The organism is Pantoea sp. M_10, from assembly GCF_008631515.1.
Taxonomy (GTDB): Bacteria; Pseudomonadota; Gammaproteobacteria; order Enterobacterales; family Enterobacteriaceae; genus Pantoea; species Pantoea anthophila.
Map to the genome: position 1 here is coordinate 293,946 of NZ_VWUL01000001.1, position 25,602 is coordinate 319,547.

Annotated in this window: 22 protein-coding genes and 1 pseudogene; 12 read left to right on the forward strand and 11 right to left on the reverse strand. The window is 57.1% G+C overall.

Features of this window, described 5'->3' with window-relative positions; translation table 11 throughout:
• The first annotated feature begins 102 nt into the window (after positions 1–102).
• A complete protein-coding gene (locus F3I47_RS01430) occupies positions 103–2,148 on the forward strand; it encodes an FUSC family protein (RefSeq protein WP_150041122.1) in 2,046 nt (681 codons plus the stop codon).
• Between the two features lie 221 nt (positions 2,149–2,369).
• Here F3I47_RS01430 and F3I47_RS01435 read toward each other — a convergent pair whose 3' ends face one another.
• Both F3I47_RS01435 and F3I47_RS01440 read right to left on the reverse strand, forming a co-directional pair.
• On the reverse strand, positions 2,370–2,705 hold the full coding sequence (locus F3I47_RS01435; protein WP_140028550.1) for a gamma-glutamylcyclotransferase family protein: 336 nt from the start codon (positions 2,703–2,705) through the stop codon (positions 2,370–2,372).
• Between the two features lie 72 nt (positions 2,706–2,777).
• Positions 2,778–3,242, reverse strand: a complete 465-nt coding sequence (locus F3I47_RS01440) for a fimbria/pilus periplasmic chaperone (RefSeq protein WP_255470336.1) — start codon at positions 3,240–3,242, stop codon at positions 2,778–2,780.
• 1,753 nt (positions 3,243–4,995) lie between these two features.
• Here F3I47_RS01440 and uraH point away from each other — a divergent pair.
• Positions 4,996–5,418, forward strand: coding sequence for a hydroxyisourate hydrolase (uraH, locus tag F3I47_RS01445; RefSeq protein ID WP_111208419.1), 423 nt, complete (start codon positions 4,996–4,998; stop codon positions 5,416–5,418).
• 22 nt (positions 5,419–5,440) lie between these two features.
• On the opposite strand, the gene F3I47_RS01450 is transcribed toward uraH, so the two are convergent.
• Positions 5,441–6,364, reverse strand: a complete 924-nt coding sequence (locus F3I47_RS01450) for a LysR family transcriptional regulator (RefSeq protein WP_046101829.1) — start codon at positions 6,362–6,364, stop codon at positions 5,441–5,443.
• A gap of 152 nt (positions 6,365–6,516) precedes the next feature.
• On the opposite strand from F3I47_RS01450, the gene F3I47_RS01455 reads away from it, so the two are divergent.
• Together F3I47_RS01455 and F3I47_RS01460 are read left to right on the forward strand one after the other, a co-directional pair.
• The gene (locus F3I47_RS01455; protein WP_150029583.1) at positions 6,517–7,266 is read left to right on the forward strand and encodes an SDR family oxidoreductase; all 750 of its coding nucleotides are present in this window, start codon (positions 6,517–6,519) and stop codon (positions 7,264–7,266) included.
• Between the two features lie 145 nt (positions 7,267–7,411).
• Positions 7,412–8,512, forward strand: a complete 1,101-nt coding sequence (locus F3I47_RS01460; RefSeq protein WP_150029584.1) for an NADH:flavin oxidoreductase/NADH oxidase — start codon at positions 7,412–7,414, stop codon at positions 8,510–8,512.
• Positions 8,513–8,652: 140 nt separating this feature from the next.
• Here F3I47_RS01460 and F3I47_RS01470 read toward each other — a convergent pair whose 3' ends face one another.
• Positions 8,653–9,171 (reverse strand): glutamate racemase, encoded by a 519-nt coding sequence (locus tag F3I47_RS01470; RefSeq protein ID WP_150029585.1) that lies wholly within the window; start codon positions 9,169–9,171, stop codon positions 8,653–8,655.
• Positions 9,172–9,297: 126 nt separating this feature from the next.
• Complete coding sequence (locus F3I47_RS01475; protein ID WP_150029586.1) at positions 9,298–9,696, reverse strand: VOC family protein; 399 nt, start codon at positions 9,694–9,696, stop codon at positions 9,298–9,300.
• Between the two features lie 320 nt (positions 9,697–10,016).
• Between F3I47_RS01475 and F3I47_RS01480 the strand changes: the two genes are divergently transcribed.
• Positions 10,017–11,048: an NADP-dependent oxidoreductase gene (locus F3I47_RS01480; protein WP_150029587.1), complete on the forward strand. Its 1,032-nt coding sequence runs from the start codon at positions 10,017–10,019 to the stop codon at positions 11,046–11,048.
• Between the two features lie 60 nt (positions 11,049–11,108).
• Here F3I47_RS01480 and F3I47_RS01485 read toward each other — a convergent pair whose 3' ends face one another.
• Complete coding sequence (locus tag F3I47_RS01485; RefSeq protein ID WP_150029588.1) at positions 11,109–13,466, reverse strand: membrane-bound PQQ-dependent dehydrogenase, glucose/quinate/shikimate family; 2,358 nt, start codon at positions 13,464–13,466, stop codon at positions 11,109–11,111.
• A gap of 668 nt (positions 13,467–14,134) precedes the next feature.
• On the opposite strand from F3I47_RS01485, the gene F3I47_RS01490 reads away from it, so the two are divergent.
• Positions 14,135–15,145 (forward strand): GT-D fold domain-containing glycosyltransferase, encoded by a 1,011-nt coding sequence (locus F3I47_RS01490; protein WP_150029589.1) that lies wholly within the window; start codon positions 14,135–14,137, stop codon positions 15,143–15,145.
• Positions 15,146–15,322: 177 nt separating this feature from the next.
• A complete protein-coding gene (locus F3I47_RS01495; protein ID WP_150029590.1) occupies positions 15,323–16,645 on the forward strand; it encodes an MFS transporter in 1,323 nt (440 codons plus the stop codon).
• A 75-nt stretch (positions 16,646–16,720) separates the two neighbouring features.
• Here the strand turns inward: F3I47_RS01495 and F3I47_RS01500 are convergent, their stop codons facing one another.
• From F3I47_RS01500 to F3I47_RS01525, 5 genes are all read right to left on the reverse strand, one after another.
• A complete protein-coding gene (locus tag F3I47_RS01500; protein WP_150041124.1) occupies positions 16,721–18,136 on the reverse strand; it encodes a cytosine permease in 1,416 nt (471 codons plus the stop codon).
• Between the two features lie 227 nt (positions 18,137–18,363).
• Positions 18,364–18,996, reverse strand: coding sequence for a DapH/DapD/GlmU-related protein (locus F3I47_RS01505; RefSeq protein WP_150029592.1), 633 nt, complete (start codon positions 18,994–18,996; stop codon positions 18,364–18,366).
• Between the two features lie 630 nt (positions 18,997–19,626).
• Positions 19,627–20,928, reverse strand: coding sequence for a sorbosone dehydrogenase family protein (locus F3I47_RS01515; protein ID WP_046101813.1), 1,302 nt, complete (start codon positions 20,926–20,928; stop codon positions 19,627–19,629).
• 12 nt (positions 20,929–20,940) lie between these two features.
• Positions 20,941–21,348, reverse strand: a complete 408-nt coding sequence (locus F3I47_RS01520) for a DUF2231 domain-containing protein (protein WP_046101812.1) — start codon at positions 21,346–21,348, stop codon at positions 20,941–20,943.
• A 162-nt stretch (positions 21,349–21,510) separates the two neighbouring features.
• Positions 21,511–22,626, reverse strand: coding sequence for an ABC transporter substrate-binding protein (locus F3I47_RS01525; RefSeq protein WP_150029593.1), 1,116 nt, complete (start codon positions 22,624–22,626; stop codon positions 21,511–21,513).
• Positions 22,627–22,946: 320 nt separating this feature from the next.
• Between F3I47_RS01525 and F3I47_RS01530 the strand changes: the two genes are divergently transcribed.
• The 5 genes and pseudogenes from F3I47_RS01530 (at position 22,947) to F3I47_RS01550 (ending at position 25,528) form a co-directional block, all read left to right on the forward strand.
• Positions 22,947–23,186 (forward strand): hypothetical protein, encoded by a 240-nt coding sequence (locus F3I47_RS01530; RefSeq protein WP_009090235.1) that lies wholly within the window; start codon positions 22,947–22,949, stop codon positions 23,184–23,186.
• A 301-nt stretch (positions 23,187–23,487) separates the two neighbouring features.
• The gene (locus F3I47_RS01535) at positions 23,488–23,976 is read left to right on the forward strand and encodes an ATP-binding protein (protein WP_150029594.1); all 489 of its coding nucleotides are present in this window, start codon (positions 23,488–23,490) and stop codon (positions 23,974–23,976) included.
• 127 nt (positions 23,977–24,103) lie between these two features.
• Positions 24,104–24,416: pseudogene (locus tag F3I47_RS01540) on the forward strand (antibiotic biosynthesis monooxygenase).
• A gap of 1 nt (position 24,417) precedes the next feature.
• Positions 24,418–24,828, forward strand: a complete 411-nt coding sequence (locus F3I47_RS01545; protein WP_009090237.1) for an amino acid-binding protein — start codon at positions 24,418–24,420, stop codon at positions 24,826–24,828.
• Positions 24,806–25,528 (forward strand): helix-turn-helix transcriptional regulator, encoded by a 723-nt coding sequence (locus tag F3I47_RS01550; RefSeq protein WP_150029595.1) that lies wholly within the window; start codon positions 24,806–24,808, stop codon positions 25,526–25,528. Before F3I47_RS01545 ends, F3I47_RS01550 begins: the two co-directional genes overlap by 23 nt.
• Positions 25,529–25,602: the final 74 nt, after the last annotated feature.

Sequence of the window (25,602 nt, forward strand, 5' to 3'; positions counted from 1 at the left end):
CCCCGTCAGGCCGGTAATAATTTGTATAAGTTAACTGAGAGTAAAACGCAGGCGCATCTGTCAGGATACGCGCCTCAGAAAGCTCCTGGTTGCTCTCATTCGATGAAATGGTTTACCAAAAACGCGGTTTTGTTTGCCTGCAAAACTTCTCTTGCCGCGTTTATTGCACTCTCTGTGGCGCTGCTTCTTAACTTCGAAAAACCTGCCTGGGCGCTCACGACCGTCTTTGTGACTTCACAGCTCTATGCGGCCTCAACTGTGTCGAAATCCCTGTTTCGTCTGTTGGGTACGCTGCTGGGGGGCCTCTTTATTCTGCTGATCTACCCCGAAACGGTGCAGTCGCCGGTTCTGTTCAGCCTCTGCGTGTCACTGTGGGTAACGGTCTGCCTCTATCTCTCCCTGCATGACCGCACGCCGAAGAGCTACATCTTTATGCTGGGCGGGTATAGCGCCGCCATTATGGGCTTTCCCGACGTGGATACGCCGTCAGCCATTATCAATACGGTCATTTCACGCATTGAGGAGATCACGCTCGGCATTCTCTGCAGCACCCTGGTTCACCGGCTGGTGTTTCCGGTGTCGATGCATCATCTGCTCGGCCAGAGCGTAAATCTCTGGTTTCAGAACGCGCGCAGGCTATGCGATGAGCTGATCAGCGGAATGGCAAAGAACAAATCGCTGGAGCGGGAAGATATCCTGATTCAGATGGCCGGTTATCCGCTGAACGTTGAAACACTGCTGACCCACTGTGTCTATGAGGGGGAGGCGGCGCGTAACGTCATCCGTCTGGTCAGCGTGCAGTATCAGCATCTGACCTATCTGCTGCCGACGCTCACCGCGATTGAGTCACGGCTGGGCGTACTGGCGGAGCTGAACATTCGTTTTCCAGCGTGCGTGACCGATGTGTTCCAGCAGTTTCTGTTATGGCTGCATCACGATCGCGTCAATGACATCAACGGACTGCGTGAGGCGATCAATGCCGGGCAGGCCAGCCTTGAGCAGTCGTGGCGGGCAGGGGAGCTGGCGACCGAAGAGAGCCTGCTGCTGATTGGTCTGCTGGAGCGGCTGGCCAACTTTGTGCGCATTGCCGATGCCTATGAGAATGTCAGCGCCCGTGCCGGGGATCTCTACAGTCATGGCGACGGGGCGGCTATCCGTAATATCCGTGAGCATCGCCATATCGACAAAGGGCTGTTGAGGCTGTCGGCGCTGACGGCTTTTCTGGCGACCTTTCTCTCCAGTCTCTTCTGGATCGGCAGCGGCTGGGCCGACGGGGCGAATGCACCGCTGATGGCGGCGATTATCAGTTCGTTTTTTGCCGGTGTCGATTCGCCGGTGACGCCGATGAAGCTGTTTGTCAAAGGGGTGATGATTGCGCTGGTCGTGAGCCTGTTTTACATCGCTTTTCTCATCCCGCAGGCGAACACCTTACAGGCGCTGATGATCTGTCTGCTGCCCGGTCTGATGCTGCTGAGCCTGGTGATTGCGAATCCGGCCACCAACCTGATCGGGCTGAGCGTGGCGATTCAGATCCCCGGCTTTATTGGACTGAGTCACCACTTCGTGCCCAATCTTATCGTTACCCTGAATGCGGCGATCTCTTCGATGGTGGGGATTATGTTTGCCGTTGTGCTGACGGCGCTGATCCGCAACAAACGGCCTTCGTGGATAGCGCGAAGAGCGGTACAGCGCGGCCTGCGCGATCTGTTAGGGTTTATCAAAATGGTGGAGCGTAACGCCGCCACGCTGCTGTCACGGCAGCAGTTTATTGCACGCATGCTCGACAGGGTGAATATCATTCTGCCGCGGAAACGGCTCGACCCGGTGCCGGATATCGTGGTGGGGGGCTATCTGATTACGGAAACCTGGCTGGGGGCGAACTGCTATGACTTTTATGCGCGCTATCGCGAGGTGCTGGAGCGGCATGGGATTGATAGCGGGCAGATGTTTCACGAGCTGGGGCTCTATCTGAAGCGCAAGATGAAGTCACTGCAGTTAAAACCGCATCAGGATTTGCTGGAGGAGCTTGATCTGCTGCTGCTGCGTCTGGAGACCCTGGCCCGGCAGGATAGTGAGGCAGTCGCGCCCCTGATCCACCTGTTTAACATCCGGGTTTCGCTGTTTCCGCATCAGCGCTGGCCGGAATGAAAGGGCAGAAATGCGGGCTGGTGGTCTGAAGAGGCTGGTGGCCCGGAACAGGTCTTAACGGCAATCTATTTTAGTTACATCATACATTAGATCTGTTTTTATAACTGAAATTCAGCATCATGCCTGTTTATCAGGACTGACAGAAAAGAGAGGGGGATCAGACTAAGCGGGCTGACAGAATCGCGCCCGGAAGCAGGGCGCGAATTGCAGAACAGGGGGTATCAGCACTGTTCACGGGGCTGAAGCTGATAGATCCAGGCGCTGAGCTGCTGATTATCGTGGGTAGAGACGCACACTTCGACGCGATCATAGCCCTCCTCAAACGCATCCAGCATCGGCCAGTGAGCCGCCAGCTTATCGGAGGTAAAGAGAAAACCCGGCACCTGCGGGCCGTGCTCATCCAGAATAATGCCAGGAAAATCAGCCGCTGCCCCCCAGCCGCGTTCATAGAAGGTGCCCGTGACGGAACCGGCGAGCCACTCTCCGCCGATGTTCTCCAGGATATGCGCATTTTCACGTCCAGGGCAGAGCGTGCCGTAAACAAATAAACGTTTCATTTTCCCTCATCCAGACTGCAAACCGAAACAGGCAACTTTAGCGTGCCGGGACGCCATTGTCCTGCAAAACATTTACTTAAGGACAGTTGTGTAGTTAACCGGAATGCCCTGGTCGTTGATAACCGTATAGTTGAGCGCCGTTCCGGGAGAGAGCGCGGCCTGACTCTCTGCCTGTAGTTCCGCGTGCGGGGCGATCATCAGGTTTTTAATCGCTGCCTGACCTTCAGGTTTGACGTTCAGGCTCATAAACCAGGGCGTCGGGTTGGTTATCGTGATTTTATCTCCCGTGACGGTGAAACGAAGCTTTTCCGGGTCGGTCGCCTGAGGCGCCTGAAGTCCCGCAGGCCGGATAAGAATCTTCAGCCGGATTCGCAGCGGCAGCACGACTCTGCGTTCAGCCGCGTCAGGCGCTTTTTTCAGCGCCGGAATCTGGTAAATATTCAGCCAGAAGAGGCTCTCTTTACCGGCGGGCAGCGCATCGCGTGAAGTCAGCATCAGGCGCAGCGATCGCATCTCGCCCGGAACCATGTTTATCACTGGCGGCAAGATTTAATTTTACGCAGGAAATGATTATTCAGCTTTTGTATAAAATAATTGCCGCGCATTGACGTTTGGCTGCTCTGGCCGGTTTTAATAAACCAGTAAGGCTGATTACTGAACAGACAGAGCAGGGATGTTATGTTGTTTTTTCTCCCGTAAACGTCTTATCAAAACCGATTGTCTCTGACCGATCTCTGCAGGTCATCAACAGGCGCGGCCGATGCGGCAGGCCTTATCATGACGATGCGCGGACGTGTACAGGAGCAGGCGTTGTTCGCGCCGCTGAGCGAGAGTAAAAAGCAGGCGTTCAGGAGACGCATTTACAGCATTTCTGTGGCCGTCAGCCCTGATAAGAGCGCTAATTTTCACGTAGCGACGTCTCTGGCGGAGTGCGGAAAGCCGCCGGATGGCGTTAAACGAGCAAAGCGCAGAGATGTGCAGACCAGACGCACAATCAAGAGCAAGGCGGAGAGCGATTGAAAAACTGAGCGCGCAATATGTCGTGAGCGCTCAATTCATTCACTTAGCCGTAAAGATGAAGCCGGATGTGATATCTTCGGCATCGGGCACTGAAGAGAGTGAGTGAATCAGGCTGCGAAGAGAATGCCGGACGGATGCGCAGCAAACCATAAGCCATTCAGAAAAGCGGATGCGTGGCGGTGAGAAGATGAGGCTGAGTTGCACAGAGAATTACGGCCAGGCAAAAAACAGCCAGGATCGGTGCCGGAAGGTAAACAGCGAAGCCCAACCCTGATAATGGAAAAGATGCGTATAATGTATATTATGTTAAATAGGATATCTGATAACGGCTGTGGCTGCGTTATCTCGTTCCCTGCCATGCTGCTGCCGACTTCGTTCCTGCCCGCCCGATGAGGCAATTATGATTCCCGGTCAACCCGATACCGGCAATTCCCTTAGAGACGATATCTTTCCGTGTATTCATCTTCCGGCACGTCTGCTGATGAACATCAGGCGATTCTTCGCTTCCACTGTTTTGTGCTGCCTGCACTGAAGGCTTATCAAGGTCTTCGCACTCTCCGAAAAACGCCCACCTCCCCGGATGATTCTTTTTTCACAGCCATCACCATTATTCCCGGCGTCCCTGAAAGCCAGCGCTTCTGGCGTGCGTGCGTGACTTTGCTGCTTTGCGGATAAAGATGCCGGTAAGATCCTGGGTAAATGCATCCTGGCTACCTCTGCTGGCAATGGATTCTTTTTCACGGCCAGTTCAGTAACGGGCGCAAATGACGCCCTGACAGGCAATGCATTCAGCGTGTGTCGCGCAGGCATACCAGCCTGATGACGCAAACCGCGTGGTTTACGGGCCGTTCGGTGAGCATGGCCCTGAATCGTCTCATCTCTCTGAATCAGCTGGATTTTATCACCCGCCAGGGGCTACAATCCGGGAGCTGCAACAGAATGGATCTTTGACACCTGAAGAGTTTCTGTGACGCTGTCACGCTTTCACGCTTTCACGCTTTCACGCTTTCACGCTTTCTGTCACTGTTTTCCCGGCCTGCGATTCTGCTGCCCTCTCCTTTTACATACCTTCTGGCCGCCGCTTCATCCTGATTAGCGACTTCAGCACAGAGCTCAACTCAGGTAATGAGAGAGAATGTATGATGTAACTAAAAAGGCATGCACTTCTGGGAAATTTCACATTTAGCGCCGTTAAATGTCCCTTTCGCCTCAGCTCGATTACGCTTCAGCACAACAACACGCACTCCAACAGTCAATAAAGGAAACATTGATGAAAAAGACAACGGCTCTGATTGCCACCTTACTGATGACCTCTGGCGCATCTGCTGTCGCCGCTCAGCCTGCCGCTGCGAAAAATCCACTGAGCGTACACGTGCTCAACCTGCAGACCGGTCAGCCCACCGCGGGCATTGAAGTCGAGCTGGATCAGAAGCAGCAGGATAACTGGGTGAAACTGGCTTCTGGCGTGACGGATAACAATGGCCGCATCAGCGCCCTGTTCCCGCAGGACAAAACGGCCAGCGCCGGCAGCTATCGCGTGGTATTCAAAACCGGTGATTTTTATAAGAAGAGCAGCCAGAAAACCTTCTTCCCGGAGATCCCGGTGGAGTTCAACATGGAAGCCAGCGGTGAACACTACCATATTCCCTTACTGCTGAGCCCGTTTGGTTACTCAACCTATCGCGGCAACTGATTGATTCTGCCCAATCCGGCATTCAGGTGCCGGATTGGGCCTCTCCCGCTATCCGCGCCGGAAAACAGGCCACCAGCCAGTCGATAAACACCCGCAGGCGTTGCGTGACGTGCCGGTTCTGCGGATAAACCAGATGAAACGGATACCCGGCAGGACGCCAGTCGCGCAGGATCTCCACCATCTCACCCTGCCGCAGAATCGACGACAGCGAATAGCTGAACGTCTGAATGATCCCCAGCCCGGCCAGCCCCGCAGCCAGATGCCCGTTGCTCTCATTGACGCCAATGCGATGCGCACTGGTTACTTCGATTTTTTCCCCGTCACGTTCAAACCGAAACGGAAATGGCCTGCCGGTCTGCGGAGAGAGATAGCTCACCAGCCGGTGACCGTTGCGCAGTTCATCCGGATAGGCCGGTACGCCAAAGGCTTTCAGATAGGCGGGCGTCGCACAGGTGATCAGCGTGGCGTGCCCAATCAGACGGGCGATCAGTGAGGAGTCCATCAGCGGACCACCGCGGATCACACAGTCAGCATTGTCACTGATCAGGTCGATCGGACGATCCGAAACGCCGAGATCCAGCGTTATGTCAGGATAGCGGGCAAAGAAATCGGGCAGCAGCGGAATCAGAACGTCCCGGGCAGTCGAACCACCGACATCAATGCGTAACTGCCCGCGTGGCTTACTGCGCAGTGCATTAAAACAGGCATCCACATCCTCAAGGTCGTGCAGAATACGCAGCGCCTTCTCATAATATTCCCGCCCTTCCGCAGTCACGGTCACTCGCCGTGTGGTGCGCTGTAAAAGCCTGACGGAGAGATGCGCCTCCAGCTCCTGCACCAGCTTGCTCACCGTCGCTTTCGGCATGTTCAGCGTATCTGCGGCACGGGTAAAACTGCCGCTCTCTACCACCCGTGAAAAAGCTCTGATCGCCAGCAACTGATCCATTCTCTGCCCCTATTGTCCACCCGTGTGGATAGTCATTTTCATTTTAGCGGATTTATCCGTCAATCCCGCTCTTTTACAGTGGCCCCCTGTCCGGCAGCGACGCTGACCGGGAAGCTTATCCTCATTCACTGACCGACTCCGGAGACGACTTTATGAGCGCATCACTCGCAGGAAAAATTGCCCTGGTCACAGGCGGAACAAGCGGAATTGGCCTGGCCACCGCACGGGAACTGGCGTCACAGGGCGCGCAGGTCTTTATTACGGGTCGCCGTCAGGCGGAACTGGAAGCCGCCGTCGCGGACATCGGTGGAACGGTCACCGGTATCCGGGCCGATGCGTCACAGCTGCACGATCTCGACGACGTGTATGCCCGGATTGCGTCACAGTCGGGCCATCTGGATATCCTGTTCGCCAACGCCGGCGGGGGCGACATGCTGCCGCTGGGGGCGATCACAGAGGCGCATTTCGATCGTATCTTCGACACCAACGTACGCGGCGTACTGTTTACGGTACAGAAAGCGCTGCCACTGCTGGTTGATGGCGCGTCGGTTATTCTTACCGGCTCTACCGCCTCAGCTCAGGGTACCGCGGCCTTCAGTGTCTACAGCGCCAGTAAAGCCGCCGTGCGCAACTTTGCCCGTTCATGGGCGCTGGATCTGAAAGATCGCGGCATCCGGGTGAATGTGGTGAGTCCCGGCCCTGTCCGTACTCCGGGCCTGGGCGGGCTGGTCAGTGATGATCAGCGTCAGGACCTGTTTGATGCGCTGGCTGCGCAGATACCGCTGGGTCGCTTGGGTGAGCCGCAGGAGGTGGCCAGAACCGTTGCCTTCCTGGCGTCAGATGCCGCCAGCTTTATCAATGCGACAGAACTGTTTGTTGATGGCGGAATGGCGCAGGTGTAACGTTACGCTTCAGACCCTGTGGCTGTCACAGCAGGGTCTGAACCGGGACACAATCACAAAATGTCACGTTGCATTACCCACGGTCTCCTCAATCCCCCGCTATAGTTATTGCCTGTCACATTCGTCATAACACCATGGAGATCACATGAGCCAACTTTTTTCCACTGTCTCACTGGGCGACCTTACGCTGGATAACCGCATTGTGATTGCGCCGATGTGCCAGTACTCAGCCGAAGCCGGTAATGCCACAGCCTGGCACCGCATCCACCTGGGTCAGCTCTCTTTTTCCGGGGCAGGCTTGATGATTATCGAAGCCACGGCGGTCGAAGACATCGGCCGCATCTCTCCCGGCGATCTCGGATTGTGGAATGATGAGAATGAAGCCGCACTGAAAACGGTGCTGGAGGATGTGCGCCGCTACTCCTCGATTCCGGTGGGCATTCAGCTGGGCCATGCCGGACGCAAAGCGTCGTGCGCGGTGCCCTGGGAAGGCGGCAAACAGATTGCACCGGATGCCGGCGGCTGGCAGACCATTGCCCCGTCAGCCGTGAGCTACAGCGCGGATGAAGTCAGACCGGTCGCGATGAACGCCGATGACCTGGCCCGGGTGAAGCAGGCCTTTGTGGAGAGCGCCCTGCGTGCAGAGCGTCTGGGGCTGGATCTTATTGAAGTCCATGCCGCGCACGGCTATCTGCTGCATCAGTTTCTCTCTCCGCTGTCGAACCAGCGCACCGATGAGTATGGCGGATCGCTGGAGAACCGTATGCGCTTCCCGCTGGAAGTGTTCAAAGCGGTTCGTGACGCGGTTCCGGCCTCACTGCCGGTAGGCGTTCGCATTTCCGCGACGGACTGGGTCGAAGGCGGCTGGGAAATCAACCAGTCCATCGCCTTCTCGCGTGAGCTGGAAGCGCTGAACTGCGCCTATATCCATGTCTCCAGCGGCGGACTGTCGGAAGATCAGAAAATCAGCGTCGGCCCTAATTACCAGGTTCCGTTTGCCCGCGATATCCGTGAGCAGGTTTCCGTTCCGGTGATCGCGGTCGGCCTGATCACTGAGCCACAGCAGGCCGAGGATCTGCTGCAACAGGGCGAAGCCGATCTGGTGGCTCTGGCGCGCGGGATCCTCTACGACCCGCGCTGGCCATGGCATGCGGCCGCCGCGCTGGATGGCAAGGTGCAGGTGCCACCTCAGTATCTGCGCTCCGAACCGCATGACGTAAAAGGCATTCTGACCCAGGATCAGTAAGCCTTTCCCGGCAGACCGCTTATACAGGGGTCTGCCGGTTAACTTATAAAATGCCCTTCAGCCGCAGATGCTGCAGCAGCATGATGGTCCTGGCATCCATGATTTCGCCCTCGTCGAAACCAGGCTGCCGTACCCCCCCGTTATCTGAGATCGTAGCAGGCCTGCAGCGCGAGATCGGGGCCGGTGAGCGGACGCTGCGCGGCGGGAAACCGCTGCGCCACCGGCGTCATTGAACTTTGCGCCAGAGCCACCGCCACCGCGCCCTGCTGATAGGCCCGCTCTGTCGCCGCCGCAATCAGGTCAAAATAGCGGGTCGTGTTACCCGCCTTAAAGGCATCCCATGCCCCCGCCACCAGCTCTGTGTTCACCTGCGTGCCGGGCTGACAGAACAGCGCCCGGGTGGCCGCCACGGTCGATTCTGCCGCGCAGAGCGCCACCGCAGGCCCCGCCTGGCGATGCAGCGCCTCCGCCAGCATTCTGTCGGTGCGCATGACCCTTTCCTGCACGGGGAAATCGTCGGCTACCGGGGCCAGCGTCGAACAGGTGATCAGAATGGCATCAAACTGCGGCAGTAGTCCCTCGATCAGGCGGGTCATCCGCAGACGTAAGTCACTGTCCATCCCGCCGCGCTCTTCGGCCTCAGCCAGCAGTGCAGGCATGACCAGATGATTCAGCGGCGGGGTGTGACGCGCCAGCGAGGCGGCAGCAGCATCGAAAATCGCAATGTTACTGGCCGCGGTGTGGAAGCAAAGTATGTTCAGGGGACACTCCGTTTCATTAAAAGATCAGCTTTCGACATGCCAGGCTGCATGCTGAATCACCACACGATAACCATCATCGTCACTGAATGTCACGCCCTGCCGATCCCAGTAAGGATTAAAAGAAGGCACCCGCCGGAATCCTGCCTCATCCATCGCGGCGCAACGGGCCAGCCAGTCAGGCCGATGCGGCAGGTAAAGCACCAGCAGATCCTCTTGCGACGGTGACGGCGTCAGGGGATGCGTAAGTGACTGCGTAAATTCCAGATGCCAGGCCAGACCCGGCGCGCCCAGCATCGCGCCACTGAATCCCTCATGGTCGGTAAAGGCACCGATTTTCTGCAATCCTAACCCGTGACAATAGCGCTGAGACATTTCTGTCAGGCTGGTAACCGGCCGTGCGATTCGCATGTGCTGAATGTGCATGGTTCTCTCTCCTCTCTGTTTACTGAGTTCTATCATACTCATCCGCCCGTCCCGTGGCCCCGGATGCGCTGCAGAATCGCGCGAAGCAGTTTAATCAGGGCGCGATTTTGCAAGCGAATGTGAATATCACGCCGTCCGGGCAAGGGGCCGTCATCGCCTGACAGACGCTGTGTCACCCCGCCCGCAACGCTGCAATCGCTGATGAGGGGAACGGTCTGCCGCTCATCGTGCTAAAGGCATTCCCCTCTCCGTCATCTACACTTTTCCGGTATTCATACGGCGATGCCCTGTGCATTGCCAGGCCATAAAAGGATGACAATATGACTGAACACGCGCCTCAGAATCACGCCTGGTTACTGGCTTCACGCCCACAAGGCGAGCCGACCAAAGAGAATTTCCGCCATGTGGCGCAGCCCGTGCCGGAACTGAAAGAGGGTGAAATTCTGCTGAAGACGATCTACCTGTCGCTCGATCCCTACATGCGTGGCCGGATGGATGAGGGGAAATCCTACGCCCCGCCAGCAGAGCTGGATCAGCCGATGGTGGGCGGCACCGTCTGTCAGGTGGCTGAATCAAAAAACAGCGAGTTTCAGAAAGGCGACTGGGTCCTGTCGCAGAATGGTTGGCAGGAGTATGCCGTTTCCGATGGCAAAGAGATCGCGAAGCTGGGCAACGACCTGCCCAACCCTTCCTGGGCGCTGGGCATTCTCGGTATGCCAGGCTTTACCGCCTATATGGGCCTGATGGACATCGGCCAGCCGAAAGCCGGTGAAACCCTGGTGGTCGCCGCCGCAACCGGTCCGGTCGGCGCAACGGTGGGCCAGTTGGGGAAACAGAAAGGCTGTCGCGTGGTCGGTGTGGCGGGCGGTGAAGAAAAATGCCGTTATGCCATCGAAACCCTGGGCTTTGATGCCTGCCTCGACCACCACAGTGCTGACTTTGAAGAGCAGCTGAAGAACGCCTGCCCGGATGGCATCGATATCTATTTCGAAAACGTGGGCGGTAAAGTCTTTGATGCCGTGTTCCCCCTGCTGAACACCGCCGCGCGCGTGCCGGTCTGTGGTCTGGTGTCGGCATACAGCCAGCGCGAGCTGCCGGAAGGCCCGGACAGAACCTCCCTGATCATGGCGGGTATCCTGAAGCGTCGTATCCGTATGCAGGGCTTTATCATCTTCCAGGATTACGGCGACCGCTACCCTGAGTTTCTGAAGGCGATGACGCCGCTGGTGGAGAGCAAAAAGATCCACTATCGCGAGCACATGATTGAGGGATTAGAGAACGCGCCACAGGCGTTTATCGATATGCTGAACGGCAAAAACTTCGGCAAGACCGTAGTGAAGGTCGGCGACTAAGAAAGTCACCGACAAAACCGGGGAGAGACTGAGCGCCCGTATGGCGCTCAGTCTCTGAGGTTACTTCAGGCGGAAAGCGACCACGCTGTCGCCCGCCGTGGTGCCGAGCGAGCCATGCCCCCCCGCCGCAATCACCACATACTGCCGGCCATCTTTACCCATAAAGGTCGATGGCGTGGCCTGCGCACCGGCACTCAGCTCCGTCTGCCACAGCAGTTCGCCGGTGGTGCTGTCGTAAGCACGGAAGAAGTTATCCGCCGTCGCACCGTGGAACACCAGATCACCCGCCGTCAGCAGCGGCCCACCGTGCGCCACCATGCCCATCGGGAATCCCAGCGGGAAGCGGCCAGGCAGGAAACTGGTCTTCAGGTTTTTGGTGGTGCCGACGCGGCGCAGCCACGCGGTTTTACCGGTAGTGAGATCCACCCCCACCATCCGTCCCCACGGCGGCGCAATGCAGGGAATGCCCAGCCCGGAAGCCATCTGCTGAATATGGATCGCGTAGTCACCGTGGAAGTTCTCATTCCAGTATGGCGTGCCATCTTTGGTGAAGGTTCGCTGCGTTTCCGTTTCCGGCGTGCGTTTAATCAGGTTGTATTTGTAGGCCAGACGCACCGGGGTCGCTATCAGCATCTGACGCTGCGGATCGACAGCGACAGAGCCCCAGTTAAAGACACCGATGTTGCCGGGGAAGATCAGCGATCCTTTCTCCGTTGGCGGCGTCCACGGATTGCCATCATAGCGCAGCTCACGGAACGTGATGCGGCAGGCCATCTGGTCAAACGGCGTAATGCCCCACATGGCGCTCTCCGTCAGCGGCTGCGGAATGAAGTTCAGGCCGGAAACCGGCTGGGTTGCCGCATACTGCTCGCCCGGGATACCGTCCGTGGAGACCTTCACCTGCTTAACCGGATAAACCGGCTCGCCGGTCAGACGGTTCAGCACAAACAGATTGCCGGTTTTGGTCGGCAGGATCACCGCCGGTTGTGGCTTGCCCTGGTAGCTGATGTCCACCAGCGAGGGCTGCGACGGATTATCGCGGTCCCAGAGGTCGTGGTTCGCGCTCTGATAACGCCATCTGAAAGCACCGGTTTTCAAATCCAGCGCCACCAGCGCATCACGGAATTTCTCGGTATTGCTGGCCGGATCGCGAGCCGTGCCAACTTCATCCGGTGAAGCATTACCAAAGGGTACGTAGACCAGGCCGTTCTTCAGGTCGGCGCTCAGGGTTGCCCAGGCGACCGGGGTATCCTGCGGATAGATGACCGCATCAGCAACAGGCGCGCTCTTTTCCGGGTTAGCCGGATCGAAGTTCCACACCAGACGCCCGGTGACCGCATCATAGGCACGGATGACACCTGACGGATTGCCGGTGCTGAACCCGTTATCCATGACCGAACTCCCCACAATCACCAGATTACCGGCCACCAGCGGTGCGGCCGTCTGCATCAGTGCGTGCGGGCGCAGCTCGCCCATATTAGCGCGCAGATCCACCTCACCGTTGTTGCCGAAGTCAGCGCAGGGTTTGCCGGTGTCGGCATCCAGCGCCCGCAGGCGGGCATCGGTGGTGGCGTTAAAAATTCGCTTGCGGCAGAGGGCCGGTGCCCTTTCCGTCGCCTGCTGCACCAGCTGACCGGCATCGAAGTAGCTCACACCGCGACAGGTCTGATGCTGCTGCAGCCAGGAGCGGTTTTTATCCGGGACGGCTTTCCATTTCACCGCCCCGGTTTCCGGGTCAAGCGCATGCACTTCGTTGTGCGGCGTACAGAAGTAGAGCATGCCATTAGCTTTCAGCGGCGTCGCTTCAAAGGTGTACTCGGTGGCATCGCCCTCCTGACGCAGATCGCCGGTGTGATAGGTCCACGCCACTTCCAGATTTTTCACGTTATCTTTGGTGATCTGTTTCAGCGCCGAAAAACGCTGACCCTCTGCTGTCCCGCCATAGGCGCGCCACTCCTCATCCGCGCCGCCGTTGACGGAGCTGTTTCGTGCTGTCGTGATGGTGCCCTGCTGCGGCAGCGGATCGTAGAAGCAGAGGCCGGCGACCAGCAGCAGCATCACAATAACCGAGCCGCCCAGAAAAGGATGAAAACGGCGCTGCCCCTGAAACAGAGGACGTACCACCCAGGGCAGCGCCAGCCAGACGCCAAGCACCCCGAACAGATCCCCGCGCGGGATCCACTGCCACTTATCGAAGCCCACTTCCCGGATCATCCAGAACAGTGTGATCCACATCAGCAGCGCATAGAGCGTCAGCGCGCTGCGTTTTTTCATCCATAGCAGAACTGCGCTGAGCAGTACGCCCACACCCATCAGCGCATAAAATGCGCTGCCTCCTGCCAGCAGGAGTTGTCCTCCCATGTAAATCAGGGCAACAGCAAATATCACCGTGATTATACTGGTTATTTTATTGATCATGATCCTTCCTCGGGTCATTAGCGGCGTCAGAAACGTTAAACGTGAAACATAATTTCAACGAGATTTTAACTTACACATGAAATATGTAAAAACGTGTACAGACGTAAATCATTAATGAATTTTATTTAACCGCACCCGATCCAGACCGGTATTGCCGCTTTTTCTGCTTCCGGAAGGGACAATAACGCGATATTCATCACAATAAATTAACCTCAGGCCGCAGGTTATCGCACCTTTTGTTCAAAAGTGGAGAAATATCAGACAAGCCGGGCTTCAGTAATGCTCACTTATGCGTCATCGCTGAATTAAAAGGAGTGTCAAATAATCATAATGCTTTTTAATCCCTGTTCAGGGTTTAATCTTATTGCTAATATCGGCAACGGTTCTGTTAAGAATGATTTACCAGACAGATAATCCCGACTGGCACGGCATGATAATTTTTTTGCCGGTTACATCGGGGGTTTATTTATCCCAGCTCTGCTTACCCGGTCAGTAAAAAAAATAACGGATACATTAATTAACGAAGGGATTCAGACACTGAAAACGATTTAAGATTTTCCGCAGACTGCCGCTTCATTTATCTGTGATATATATCAGCATTATCTTTCCAGTTTATCCGGCCAGCAGGCAGGATTTTTTTCATGCAGCAATAACTCAGGCAGGTAATTATGTCCGCATTGAATGCGATTTATCGCAAGCTTCGTTTTCCGTTTAAATTTATACACGCCGCGATTCGTTACCCTGCCGCCGAGGCGCGGGTAAAACGTTATTCTGTTATGTCGATAGAAGAGACGATTGACCTGTTATTGCGTAATCCTCAATTATCGCTGGCCCGTTATGGTGACGGTGAACTGGAGATGACCTGGTATAAAAACATCGGCTTTCAGCCCTTTGATCCGAACCTCTCTGCGCGGCTCAAGGCCCTGCTGCAGCAGGATCTGCAGGCCAACCCGAACTGTCTGATCTGCCTGCCCGATGCCTTTCGCACCACCCGTAATATGCGCAGTGGATCGGCCCTGTTCTGGTTCTTCCATAAATCCTTTTATTTCAGGCATTATGACGCGCTGCTGAATAGTCAGTACCGCTATGGAAATACCTCCGTGACCCGCCCTTATCACGACTATAAAGGCAAACAGTTATCCCGGACGATATTTGATAAATTTAAACAGCTCTATCAGAACCGCCGGGTATTAATTGTGGAAGGCAGCGGAACGCGTCTGGGATTAGGCAACGATTTACTGGATGGTGCCCTGGAGGTGAAACGTATTACCACGCTGAACCGTAATGCCTTTTCCGTTTACGATCGTCTTTTTGACACGGTATTAGCGCAGGCGGTCAGCTTTGATCTGGTCTTAATTTCATTAGGCCCGACCGCTACCGTGCTGGCCTATGATTTAAGTCAGCACGGTATTCGCTGTATTGATAGCGGACACGTTGATATTGAATATGAGTGGATGCTGGCCAGCGCCACACATAAAATGAAAGTCGAAGGCAAAAACGTGAATGAGGCGGGCGTACTGCTGGGTGAACAGACCACGGTGGAAGATGCGACCTATCAGCAGCAGATCCTGCAGCACGTTGGCGAAATGCCAACGGCAAAGCCGGGTTCTGATGCCGCGGTGGTCGCGGTCGTGGTTCCACTGCCACATGTCAGCACGACTCACCATAACGCGGCCTGAGACTCCCCATCGGCAGGCAGTGGCTGCACTGCATTGATGCGCAGGCGAATAATTAGCGCGATCACTGCCTGATGTGGCAGGCGGGCTCCCCGGCCCGCCGGGCTTTGCCGGGCGATGCGCTTTTCCGGCATCAATTTTGCTTCAGATCTCCTGAAACTATCAATCAGGAGAAGTGAGATGACACCCAGCCGTTACCGTTACACCATATTTTCACTGCTGTTCCTGATCGCGCTGATTAACTATATCGATCGCGGCGCCCTCTCATTTGCAGCCAACGCCATTGCGGCAGAATACCATTTCAGTAAGGTGCAGCTCGGCGCCGTGCTGGGCTACTTTGGCTTTGGCTATCTGTTTGGTTCGCTGTGCGGCGGGTTTCTGGCTGACCGCATCGGCACCAAAAAAGTCTGGCTGCTGGCGGGCGTACTCTGGTCGTTACTGGAGATCGCCACCGCCTGGGCGGGTGAGCTAGGTATGGCACTGTTTGGCGGCTCAGCCATTATGGGCTTTGCCGCCCTGCGCATTCTGTTCGGCTTTTCCGAAGGCCCGGCCTACGCGCTGATGAACAAGGCGATTGCCCACTGGGCACCCGACAACGAGCGTGGCTTTGCGCTGGGCATCGGCCTGCTCTCGACCCAGGTCGGCGCGCTGCTGACCGCCCCAATCGCCGTGGGCCTGCTGCTGCTGACCCATGACTGGCGCATGATGTTTATTCTGCTGGGGGTCTTTTCCCTGCTGGCGATGGCGCTGTTTGCCCGGACCTTCAGCGACAGCCCGGAAAAGAGCGCCGCCACCAATCCGGCCGAGCGCGCGCTGATCCACGCCGGGCAGCGCCGCAGCGCGGCCGACAGTGTGCCGCTGCCCTGGTGGCGCTTTTTCACCAGCCGGACGCTGGTCTGCAACGCGCTGGGCTATTTCTCCTTCCTCTACATCACCTTCACGCTGGTGACCTGGATGCCGAAATATCTGCAGGATAATTTCCACTACGATCTGCACTCGCTGTGGTACGTGGCGATGATCCCATGGAGCGGTGCCTGCCTGACGGTCCTGCTGGGCGGCCGCATCGCCGACGCGCTGCTGGCGCGCTTCCATAACCTGCGGCTGGCGCGCAACCTGTTCGCCGCCGTGACGCTCTGCGGCACCGCCTGCTGCTTTATGGCGATCCCCTATATGCAGTCGGCCGCAGGCATTATTGCGCTGATGACCCTGGGCAACGCACTCAATGCGCTGGTGAATAATGTCTACTGGTCGGTGGTGATCGATGTCAGCCCGAAAGCCTCGGTAGGCACCTTCAGCGGCATGACGCTGGCGATTGCCAATCTGGCGGCGATTATCTCACCGATGCTGTGCGGCTGGCTGGCGGAGTATTACGGCTATAACGCGATGTTCACCGTGACGGCGCTTATCGCCTTTGGCAGCATGCTGGCCATGACGCTGCTGCAGCCGGAAAAACCGCTGGTGGCTGACACTGAGGGCGGCACCGCGGACGTTTCTGCTGCCTGACAGGTCAGCCGCTGGGGCGCACCCGCACCATCTCAGCACGACAGTCAAAAAAGCCGCCCCTCAGGGCGGCTTTTTTTATCCCGCAGAGGGCGTGCCGCGGCGATCCCAGTGGCTGGCGACGAGCCATAGCAGTGCGGTGACACACCAGCCGATGATCCAGGAGACATCATTGCCGGCAAAAATCCACGTCAGTGAGCCATGGTGCAAAGGGTTGTCAATAAACGGCAACTGCACCGCCACGCCCAGAAAGTAGACCACGATGCCGGTGAGGTTCCAGCGTCCATAGCGTCCCTCGGGCCGGGAAAGTGCCGGGATATCGACGCGGCCTTTGGTAACGAGGTAGAAATCCGTCAGGCTGATGGCGCTCCAGGGCACAAAGAACGCCAGCAGAAAGAGCAGGAAGTGGGTAAAGGATTTCAGAAAGGCCGGTTCACTGAGCAGAGCGATGACGCAGGCCAGCGTGACCATCAGCACCACAAACAGGATGCGCCCGCCCTGGCTCAGCGTCGTTTGCTGCCGAAAGCCAGAGACAATGGTGGTCAGGGACATGAAACTGCCGTAGGCATTCAGCGTGGTAAAGGTAATCTTGCCAAAGCAGATCGCGAAATAGATCACCATCGCCATCGTGGCCGTGCTGCCCAGACTCACAATATAGCCGACCTCATTGCCTGAAAACGCGCTGCCGGCAATCGCGGCCACGATCACCCCCAGCGTCATCGACGCCTGGGTGCCCAGTACGGTGCCAAAAAAAACGGCACTGAAGAGTTTCTTCGCGGAAATCTGCGCGGGCAGATAGCGGGAATAGTCGGAGACGTAGGGACAGAACGCGATTTGCCAGGAGGAAGAAAGGGAAACCGCCAGCAGAAAATTTGCCGGGGTAAAGTGCCGGTTCTGCCACACCGCCGATAAATCATGGGTGGTAAACAGGGTAATGAAGAGATAGGCAAAGGCTGCCACGCCAATCACGCTCGCCAGTTTTCCCAGCTGATGGATGACGCGATAACCCAGTACCGCAATGACCACAATCAGGACGCTGAACACCACCATGCCGGTGGCGTTGCTGACGTGAATCAGTCTGGCCAGCGCCTGTCCCGCTAATACCGTCCCGCTGGCTGAAAAGCCCACATACATAATACAGACCAGCACCAGCGGGATCACGGCACCAAAGACGCCAAACTGCATACGGCTGGTAATCATCTGCGGTAAGCCCAGGCGCGGTCCCTGAATCGCATGCAGGGCCATGATCCCCGCCCCTAAGATCTGCCCCACCAGTAAACCGGCCAGCGACCACACCACATCGCCACCCAGTACGACAGCCAGCGCACCCGTCACGATCGCCGTAATCTGCAGATTGCCGCCAAACCAGAGCGTGAACTGACTGAAGGGATGACCGTGACGCTCCTGCAAGGGAATGTAATCAATCGAGCGGGTTTCCGACAGGCGCGGTTTCTCTGCGCCTGGATAGTCTGATACAGAGGGTTTGACCGACATAGAGTCCTCGCTGGAACAGTGAGAGATGCGTTGAGTGAAAAGAGATCAGTCAGTACGACGGTTGAAGATACATGTCTATACATGTATCGATGGTGTCATGCGCACCGGAAAGTTACAAGGCAACCTGTCATTCGAAAATGTGATGATAACGACAGGTCCGCTAGGTCGATTATCCCTCGGCGATGACCCGCTGACGATGGCGGAACAATTTCAGCGCATTCTGCTCACTACTCTCCGTGCCGCTGGCAGAACGCGTCGATATCGCCGTGCTGAAAGTCAGGCAGGTTCGCCAGCAGTTTCTCCAGCGGCCAGTTCCACCAGGCTATGCGCTGCAGGCGGGCGGCAATCGCAGGGGTAAAGCGCATCCGCAGCGGACGCGCCGGTACGCCCCCCACCACGCTGTAGGGGGCGACATCTCTGGTCACCACCGCGCCCGCCGCCAGCACCGCACCATCACCGACGGTTACGCCGGGCAGCACAATCACCCCATGCCCGATCCAGACGTCATTGCCTATCACCACCCGGTCGGCCCGGCGGGTGGTAAAGAAGCCCTGATCGCGGCGGGCGCTGGCGTGATAATACTCCGGGCAGTAGGTAAAGCGGTGCTGTGAGGCGCGATCCATCGGATGATTCGGCGCACCGATGCGCACCTGATTCGCGATGGCGCAGAAGCGCCCCACGCGGGTATCCGCCAGGCAGCAGTGTTCGCCAACATAGGAGAAGTCACCCAGCTCGCTGTATTCCAGCAGGCTGTGCGCCAGAATTTCACACTGCTGTCCCACGGTGGTTTCCCGCATCCGCACACTGTCGTCGATCCGGGTGTGCGCAAGCCGGGCAGGCATAACGGCGGCAAGAGACATAATCGTTCCGGTCAGGTAAGCCACGCCCCGCTGGCGTGCTTTTGTCGCCCCACCTTACCCGCTGCGCATGACAGAGAATTGACAAAGAAAAAAGGCGGAGTGGTTAGCTCCGCCTTGTTTCAAGTTCCGGTTAACCTGCGTGACCGGTCAGTTGCATAAGGGCAACGATGATCTGCAAGATGACCCGGATAAGATCCAGAATCAGCTTAGTCAGTTCCATCACTTTCCTTCTCCTTTTAAAGGAGCGCGCTGTTCGGCAACCAGGGCTTTGACTCTACCCGCCGGGCGCCTAAGCACATCTTTGTGGAGAGGGCTGAGCGGCACTCAAGGTTAAAGCCACAGGCCAGCACCACCTGATACCTGCCGGGATTTTAAAACCGTGCCCCTGGGAGCGGCCAGTCGACAATGAGGCGAGGCTCAACACTCAACACATGTATAAACATACAGTATTTTGGCGAAACTTGAAATCCTTAGCCGCACATTTTACAATCTGTTCTGTGGAGAGTGCTGAGCACCCCGTTCGCAGCGCGGTTACCAGCCGGGTAGCGAACAAAAAAATAAAGGATTTGGCGCGATGCCAAATCCTTTTTTTATGCCTGCTTTCCGGCAGTGAAAACGGACCCGTCCGGATTACCTGGCGGCGCTGACTCGCCAGATGGTGTTCCCTGCGTCATCCGCAATCAGCACACCCCCCTCTCTGTCGCTGGCGAGACCCACCGGCAATCCCCGCACCTGCTTCTGATCATCCGTCAGGAAGCCCGAGACCACCGTCTGCGGCTGCCCCACCGGTTTGCCGTTCTCAAATTTCACCCACACCACTTTGTAGCCATTCAGCGGAGTCCGGTTCCAGCTGCCGTGTTCACTGATAAAGGCACCGCCACGATACTGCGGCATGTTATCTGCGCCATAGAAGAGCAGACCCAGCGGGGCGACATGTGAGCTCAGGGCGTAATCGGGTTTGATCGCCTTCGCCACCAGATCGGGACGCTGCGGTTCGGCGCGGGTATCAACATGCTGACCAAAGTAGCTGTAGGGCCAGCCGTAGAACCCTTTGTCCTGCACCGAGGTCATGTAGTCGGGCACCAGGTCCGAGCCGATTTCATCACGCTCATTGACGATAGCCCAGAGTTTGCCGCTCTGAGGTTCCCACTGTAAGCCGGTTGGATTGCGCAGCCCGCTGGCAAAGATGCGGCTGGCGCCGGTGGCGGCGTCCACTTCCAGCACCGCGGCACGGCGATACTCTGCGCCAATGCCGTTCTCGGTGACGTTACTGTTGGAACCGACCCCGACATAGAGCTTGCTGCCATCGGGGCTGGCCAGCAGCGCCTTGGTCCAGTGGTGGTTAATCGGGCCGCCCGGCAGTTCAGTCACCTCTTCCGGCGCGGTGCGAATCTCGGTTTCCCCTTCGCGATACGGGAACTTCACCAGGCTGTCCGCATTGGCGACATAGAGCGTGTTGCCAATCAGCTGCATGCCAAACGGGGAATGCAGATTCTCAATAAAGCGGTGCTGCTCCCATTTGCCGTTCACCTTGCGCAGCAGCGTAATCCGGTTGCCGCCTGCACCGCCCTTACCTGAGGCTTTCTGTACGATGCCCATGATGAGCTGCTTCGGACGGGTCGTCGGTTTGGCCGGGCCGTTTGATTCCGCCACCAGCACGTCGTCGTTCGGCAGGACATAGACCTGACGCGGATGCTGCAGATTGTCAGCGATCTTTTCAATCTTCAGCCCGTCAGCCACTTTGGGCATCTCACCCGCCTTCCAGGGCGTGCCTTCCGGCACCTGCATCGGCGGCATAAAGAAACTCTTCGCCTTTGGCAGTTCAGGATTCGGACCGGTCTGCTTCTGGGGGTCGATTTGTGCGCCATCATCACAGCCTGCCAGCAGGGCTGCCAGGGTCAGCGCGAGCAGCGTTTTATGCGGTATCTTCATGGTGGCTCCTCCTTAAGCGCTACGCTGACGTAACGCAAGTTGCACATTCGCCAGCAGCAGCAGCGCCACCACCAGCGTTGAAAGCGTCACGCCCAGCGGGATCACCGCGGCGGCATCACGGCTGTGAATAAACGCATTGATGACAGCGATCACAACCGCCACCAGCCAGAGCCAGAAATGGCTCTTCTCCGCACTGTCACTGCCGCGAAACAGATAAACCAGCGCGATGAGTCGCGGCACAATGGCCAGAATCAGTCCCAGCGCAATCAGCCAGCCTGCGGCGTCAGTCCAGAACTGCACAAAGGTCTGACTGTAGAAAATGTCGAACAGCCAGGCCGCAACAAAAAAGCCCAGCGGCACCGGTTCCAGCAGAGCGTACAGCGTCACGGCAAAGGCCGATCTTCCCGAGGTATTGCGCATGTTTCTCTCCATTTTTAGCGTGAATGCGGACGACGACACGTCATGCTGCTCAGAGCAAACGAGGCCGCGCCTGTAAAAGGTTAGTAAATCTGAAGGGAAAGAGCGGGTTTATTCGGCGGGAAGTGTAATGCTGGCGATGACATCCCTGTCATCGCCGGTCAGTCAGGGTTTATCTGCGGGCAACGTCACCCAGTAGCCTGGCTGGTAAGGCAGCGGCAGGAACTTCTGATGAAATTCGCGGAACGTTGCGTCGGGATCGAGATCGGCAAAGAGATCGGGATGCAGCCACTTCGCCAGCGCCTGGATAGCCACAAACTGATAAGGACTGTCGTAGAACTGATGCCAGATCGCGTGGACGTTGCCATTGTGCGCCACCGGCAGGGTTTTAAACGCATCGCGCATCATCAGCGCCTTCAGACGCGCCGTCGCCTCGGTCACATTGGCGCCCGGCCCGACGCCGACCCATTTGCCCACGGTATTGTAGTTCTTCCAGTTGGCCCCGGTGACCACCACCACATCGGGCTGACTGGCGATGATCTGCTCCGGGTTCACGGTGCCGAAGGTGCCGGGGATAAGATCTCTGGCAATATTACGTCCGCCCGCGATCTCCACCATCTGACCGAAGTTCTCATTACCAAACGACATGCAGCACTCATCGCTGTAGCCACCGGCGCGGTCGATCATCACTTTCGGGCGATAGCCGGTAAAGTTCTTCAGCCGCGAGGTGACCCGCTCAATCTGCTGCTGACGGAACCGGATGATCTCCTGCGCCCGCGCCGGTTTGTTCACCAGTTCGCCCATGATGCGGATACTTTTCTCCGCGTTCACCATCGGCGCTTCACGGAAATCGATAAACACCACCGGCACACCGACCGCCTGCAGTTTTTCTGTCAGCTTGCCTTCATCCGTGGCCGCTTTCGACTCCAGATTCATCAGCACCAGATCGGGCTTCAGGGTTAACGCCTGCTCAATGTTAAAGGTACCATCTTTCGCCCCGCCGAAGGTCGGCAGTTTCCTGATTTGCGGATAGCGTTTCTCATAAGCCTGATAGCCGTCCCAGTCGGCCTTGTGGAGATCGTCCCGCCAGCCGATGACCCGCTTAAAGGGCGCGTCGGTGTCAAAGGCTGCCAGCAGATAGATCTGACGCCCCTCACCCAGAATGATGCGCTTCGCCTCCTGCGGCACCTCAACCTGACGGCCTGCGACATCAGTAATCATTTTGGCCGACGCCATTCCTGACAGCGTGAGCATCCCCAGCGCGAAAAACCATTTTTTCATTGTAAAAACCCACACAGATGATAATGAGAATTATTAATGTAAAGCGGCGTTACTATCACTTAAATCAGCGATCAGGGGAAGAGCGTGAATGAAAAGTTTTTTGCCGTCGTGTGAGGTGAATTCAGGTCGGAACAGAGAAAAAAATTTCTGAAAAGGGTTGTCGGATAACTGAATGATTAGCCGGGATTTCCTCTGCATCCCGCGCTGCGCTTAGGCCCGGGTTAAAAATCAATCCATCCCATTTCTGTACAAAATAAGGATCGCTGTATAAGTTTAATAGCAACACCAGTGCATTTTTTAACCCGAAACAGGACAATAATATGCCGATGCAAAACACCCTGACTCTGCCAGTCAATCCCACTCTCCCGACCCAAACCGGGTTCAGCTCCTCTTTTGCTGCCTCTGAACAGGACAAACTTAATTTCCTGATCGAGGAGTTACTTGAAGCGGGCAAGGAAAAAAGCTGCATGGAACTGCTGCGCTATCTCGCCTCCGCAGACAGTGCCGAAGAAGAAGCGTGCTGCCGTGAACTGCTGACCATGCTGATGGCCCGGAAATGATGTCTGCTCGCTTTTGTTCCCGCTCCGCGTTCCTCTCTCTGCTTCTCGCCTGACTCCTCTCCGGGTTCAGGCGCAGATCGATCTGCACAGCGATTTGCGTAAACGCATCCGGCATAACGCCCGCAGCCCTGGAAGAAGCCAGGCACACGACACCCCGTTCTGCCCCTCATTCGTCTCTCCTGATATTGCTCAGCCCTCACCGCTTTTGTTAGCCTGAATTCCGAATCAGCCTTACAGGTTCCCACTTCTCTTCACTGGGTTAATCCTCAAAGACCTTCTTTGCTACAGGAGTGACAGCACAATGGACACTTCCCAGGCCACACTGCATCTGCTGTGTGGAAAAATAGCTTCAGGAAAATCGACGCTGGCCGCTGAGCTGGGCGCGTCCCCAGGGTGTGTGGTGATCAGCGAGGATCAGTGGCTTGCCGCGCTCTGGCAGGAGGAGATGCAGTCGGTGGCGGATTACGTGCGCTGTGCAGCAAAACTCAGAACAGCAATGACACCTCATCTGGTGGCGCTGCTTAACGCAGGTGTGTCGGTGGTGCTTGATTTTCCTGCCAATACCCGCGCGAATCGTGACTGGATGCGTTCGGTGATTCAGCGCTCCCAGGCAGACCATTGTCTGCACTATCTGGATGTGCCGGATGCGCGCTGTCTGTCGCGTCTGCATGCCCGTAACCAGAGTGGCAGCCACGCCTTTGCCGCCACGGAAGAGCAGTTCGCGCTCATCACCCGCTTCTTCGAACCGCCGCACGAGGATGAGGGTTTTAACCTGGTACGGCACGGTTAATCAGCCGGGATCCTGTGCCTTCATGAGAGCAGGATTGTCCTCCCGTACGGACTTATTTCGTTTCAGGCTGAAGCATTGACGCGTCCCGCCCGCTATTTTCCGGCTATCACCCCCAAGGAGAAGCGCAATGATTGCCGTACTATTTGAAGCTGAAGCCCTGCCGGAACACCAGATGCGTTACAGGCAGCTGGCGGCGGACCTTAAACCGCTGCTGATGGAAAACGAGGGATTTATCTCTCTGGAGCGTTTTCAGAGCCTGACCGATGAGAAAAAAATCCTTTCACTCTCCTGGTGGCGCGATGAAGAGTCGATCAGGGCCTGGAAGCGTAATCTGTGCCATCAGGTTGCAGCGCGAAGGCCATGAGACGCTTTTTGCTGCTTATCATCTGCGCATCGTCACCCTCGTCAGAGAGTATGCGTTTAACCCGGGAGAAATGTAATATGTTCGACATTCATGTGATCCTGCAAAATAGCCCGGGCACGCTCTCCCGGCTTACCACGCTGCTGGGCGATCAGGGAATAGGACTGGAAGGCGGTGGCATGTTCTCTTCCGGGACACTGAGCCACGCTCATTTTCTGGTGGCAGAGGGTGAACGGGCCCGAAGGGTGCTGGAAGCGGAAGGAATCGCGGTTGAAGCCGTCCATGTTCCACTCATCCGCCGGCTCCCTCAGCAGCGTCCCGGCGAACTGGGTGCCATTACCACACGCCTGGCCGCAGCAGGGATAAATATCCTGGTGCAGTACAGTGACCACGCCAACCGGCTAATCCTGATCACCGACAACAACCTCTCAGCCGCCGGGCTGACTACAGAATGGGCCGTATCCTCCGATGGCAACACCGCAACCCCATAATGCCCCCGACGACAGTGACGCGCTGGAAAACGCCATTGCCGGTGTCGCCGCCGCGATGGCCGATCCCTCTCGGGTCAGGATGCTGTCAGCGCTGATGGATGGACGCGCATGGACGGCCACGGAGCTCAGTGCCGTCACGGATGTCGCGCCCTCCACCGCCAGCGCACATCTGACCCGGCTGATGAATAGCGGGCTGATCGTGTGCCTGGCGCAGGGCCGTCACCGTTATTACCGGCTGAATGGCAGTGATATCGCCACGCTGATTGAGAACATGATGGGCGTGTCGTGGCAACGGATTGCCGCCCCTGAGAGCACAGCGCCACGCGCGCTTCGCACCGCCCGCACCTGTTATGACCATCTGGCAGGTGAAATTGCGGTGCAGATCTATGCCTCACTGGTGCATCAGGGCTGGATCACGCCCGAAGGCAGCGCGGTCACGCTTCACGGCAGACAGCAGTTTCTGGCATTGCAGATTGACCTGTCACAACCCGGACGGCGCAAAGCGTGCTGTGGCTGCCTGGACTGGAGTGAGCGGCAGTTTCATCTCGGGGGCTACGCGGGCGCCGCGCTGCTGACCGGCTTTGAACAGCAGGGCTGGCTGACCCGGCAGGCAGGCTATCGGGAAGTGGCTTTCACCGTGGCGGGGCTCCGCCATCTGCAACAGATTTTCGGTGTCACCCCGCGTCAATGCATAACATGACCTGACCGTTTTTTCCTGCCGCCAGACCCGCTTCTGGCGGCACGACAACAGATGCATCCCCCGCCAGAACCTGT

Excerpts from the sequence above, each read along its gene's own strand:
- uraH (WP_111208419.1), top strand. The coding sequence starts at position 4,996 with ATGAAAAAGACAACGGCTCTGATTGCCACCTTACTGATGACCTCTGGC.
- F3I47_RS01470 (WP_150029585.1), bottom strand. The coding sequence starts at position 9,171 with ATGCCTGCACTGCTGGCTGAGGCCGAAGAGCGCGGCGGGATGGACAGT.
- F3I47_RS01475 (WP_150029586.1), bottom strand. The coding sequence starts at position 9,696 with ATGCACATTCAGCACATGCGAATCGCACGGCCGGTTACCAGCCTGACA.
- F3I47_RS01435 (WP_140028550.1), bottom strand. The coding sequence starts at position 2,705 with ATGAAACGTTTATTTGTTTACGGCACGCTCTGCCCTGGACGTGAAAAT.
- F3I47_RS01495 (WP_150029590.1), top strand. The coding sequence starts at position 15,323 with ATGACACCCAGCCGTTACCGTTACACCATATTTTCACTGCTGTTCCTG.
- F3I47_RS01460 (WP_150029584.1), top strand. The coding sequence starts at position 7,412 with ATGAGCCAACTTTTTTCCACTGTCTCACTGGGCGACCTTACGCTGGAT.
- F3I47_RS01450 (WP_046101829.1), bottom strand. The coding sequence starts at position 6,364 with ATGGATCAGTTGCTGGCGATCAGAGCTTTTTCACGGGTGGTAGAGAGC.
- F3I47_RS01525 (WP_150029593.1), bottom strand. The coding sequence starts at position 22,626 with ATGAAAAAATGGTTTTTCGCGCTGGGGATGCTCACGCTGTCAGGAATG.
- F3I47_RS01480 (WP_150029587.1), top strand. The coding sequence starts at position 10,017 with ATGACTGAACACGCGCCTCAGAATCACGCCTGGTTACTGGCTTCACGC.
- F3I47_RS01530 (WP_009090235.1), top strand. The coding sequence starts at position 22,947 with ATGCCGATGCAAAACACCCTGACTCTGCCAGTCAATCCCACTCTCCCG.
- F3I47_RS01550 (WP_150029595.1), top strand. The coding sequence starts at position 24,806 with ATGGCAACACCGCAACCCCATAATGCCCCCGACGACAGTGACGCGCTG.
- F3I47_RS01490 (WP_150029589.1), top strand. The coding sequence starts at position 14,135 with ATGTCCGCATTGAATGCGATTTATCGCAAGCTTCGTTTTCCGTTTAAA.
- F3I47_RS01500 (WP_150041124.1), bottom strand. The coding sequence starts at position 18,136 with ATGTCGGTCAAACCCTCTGTATCAGACTATCCAGGCGCAGAGAAACCG.
- F3I47_RS01520 (WP_046101812.1), bottom strand. The coding sequence starts at position 21,348 with ATGCGCAATACCTCGGGAAGATCGGCCTTTGCCGTGACGCTGTACGCT.
- F3I47_RS01535 (WP_150029594.1), top strand. The coding sequence starts at position 23,488 with ATGGACACTTCCCAGGCCACACTGCATCTGCTGTGTGGAAAAATAGCT.
- F3I47_RS01515 (WP_046101813.1), bottom strand. The coding sequence starts at position 20,928 with ATGAAGATACCGCATAAAACGCTGCTCGCGCTGACCCTGGCAGCCCTG.
- F3I47_RS01430 (WP_150041122.1), top strand. The coding sequence starts at position 103 with ATGAAATGGTTTACCAAAAACGCGGTTTTGTTTGCCTGCAAAACTTCT.
- F3I47_RS01505 (WP_150029592.1), bottom strand. The coding sequence starts at position 18,996 with ATGTCTCTTGCCGCCGTTATGCCTGCCCGGCTTGCGCACACCCGGATC.
- F3I47_RS01485 (WP_150029588.1), bottom strand. The coding sequence starts at position 13,466 with ATGATCAATAAAATAACCAGTATAATCACGGTGATATTTGCTGTTGCC.
- F3I47_RS01545 (WP_009090237.1), top strand. The coding sequence starts at position 24,418 with ATGTTCGACATTCATGTGATCCTGCAAAATAGCCCGGGCACGCTCTCC.
- F3I47_RS01455 (WP_150029583.1), top strand. The coding sequence starts at position 6,517 with ATGAGCGCATCACTCGCAGGAAAAATTGCCCTGGTCACAGGCGGAACA.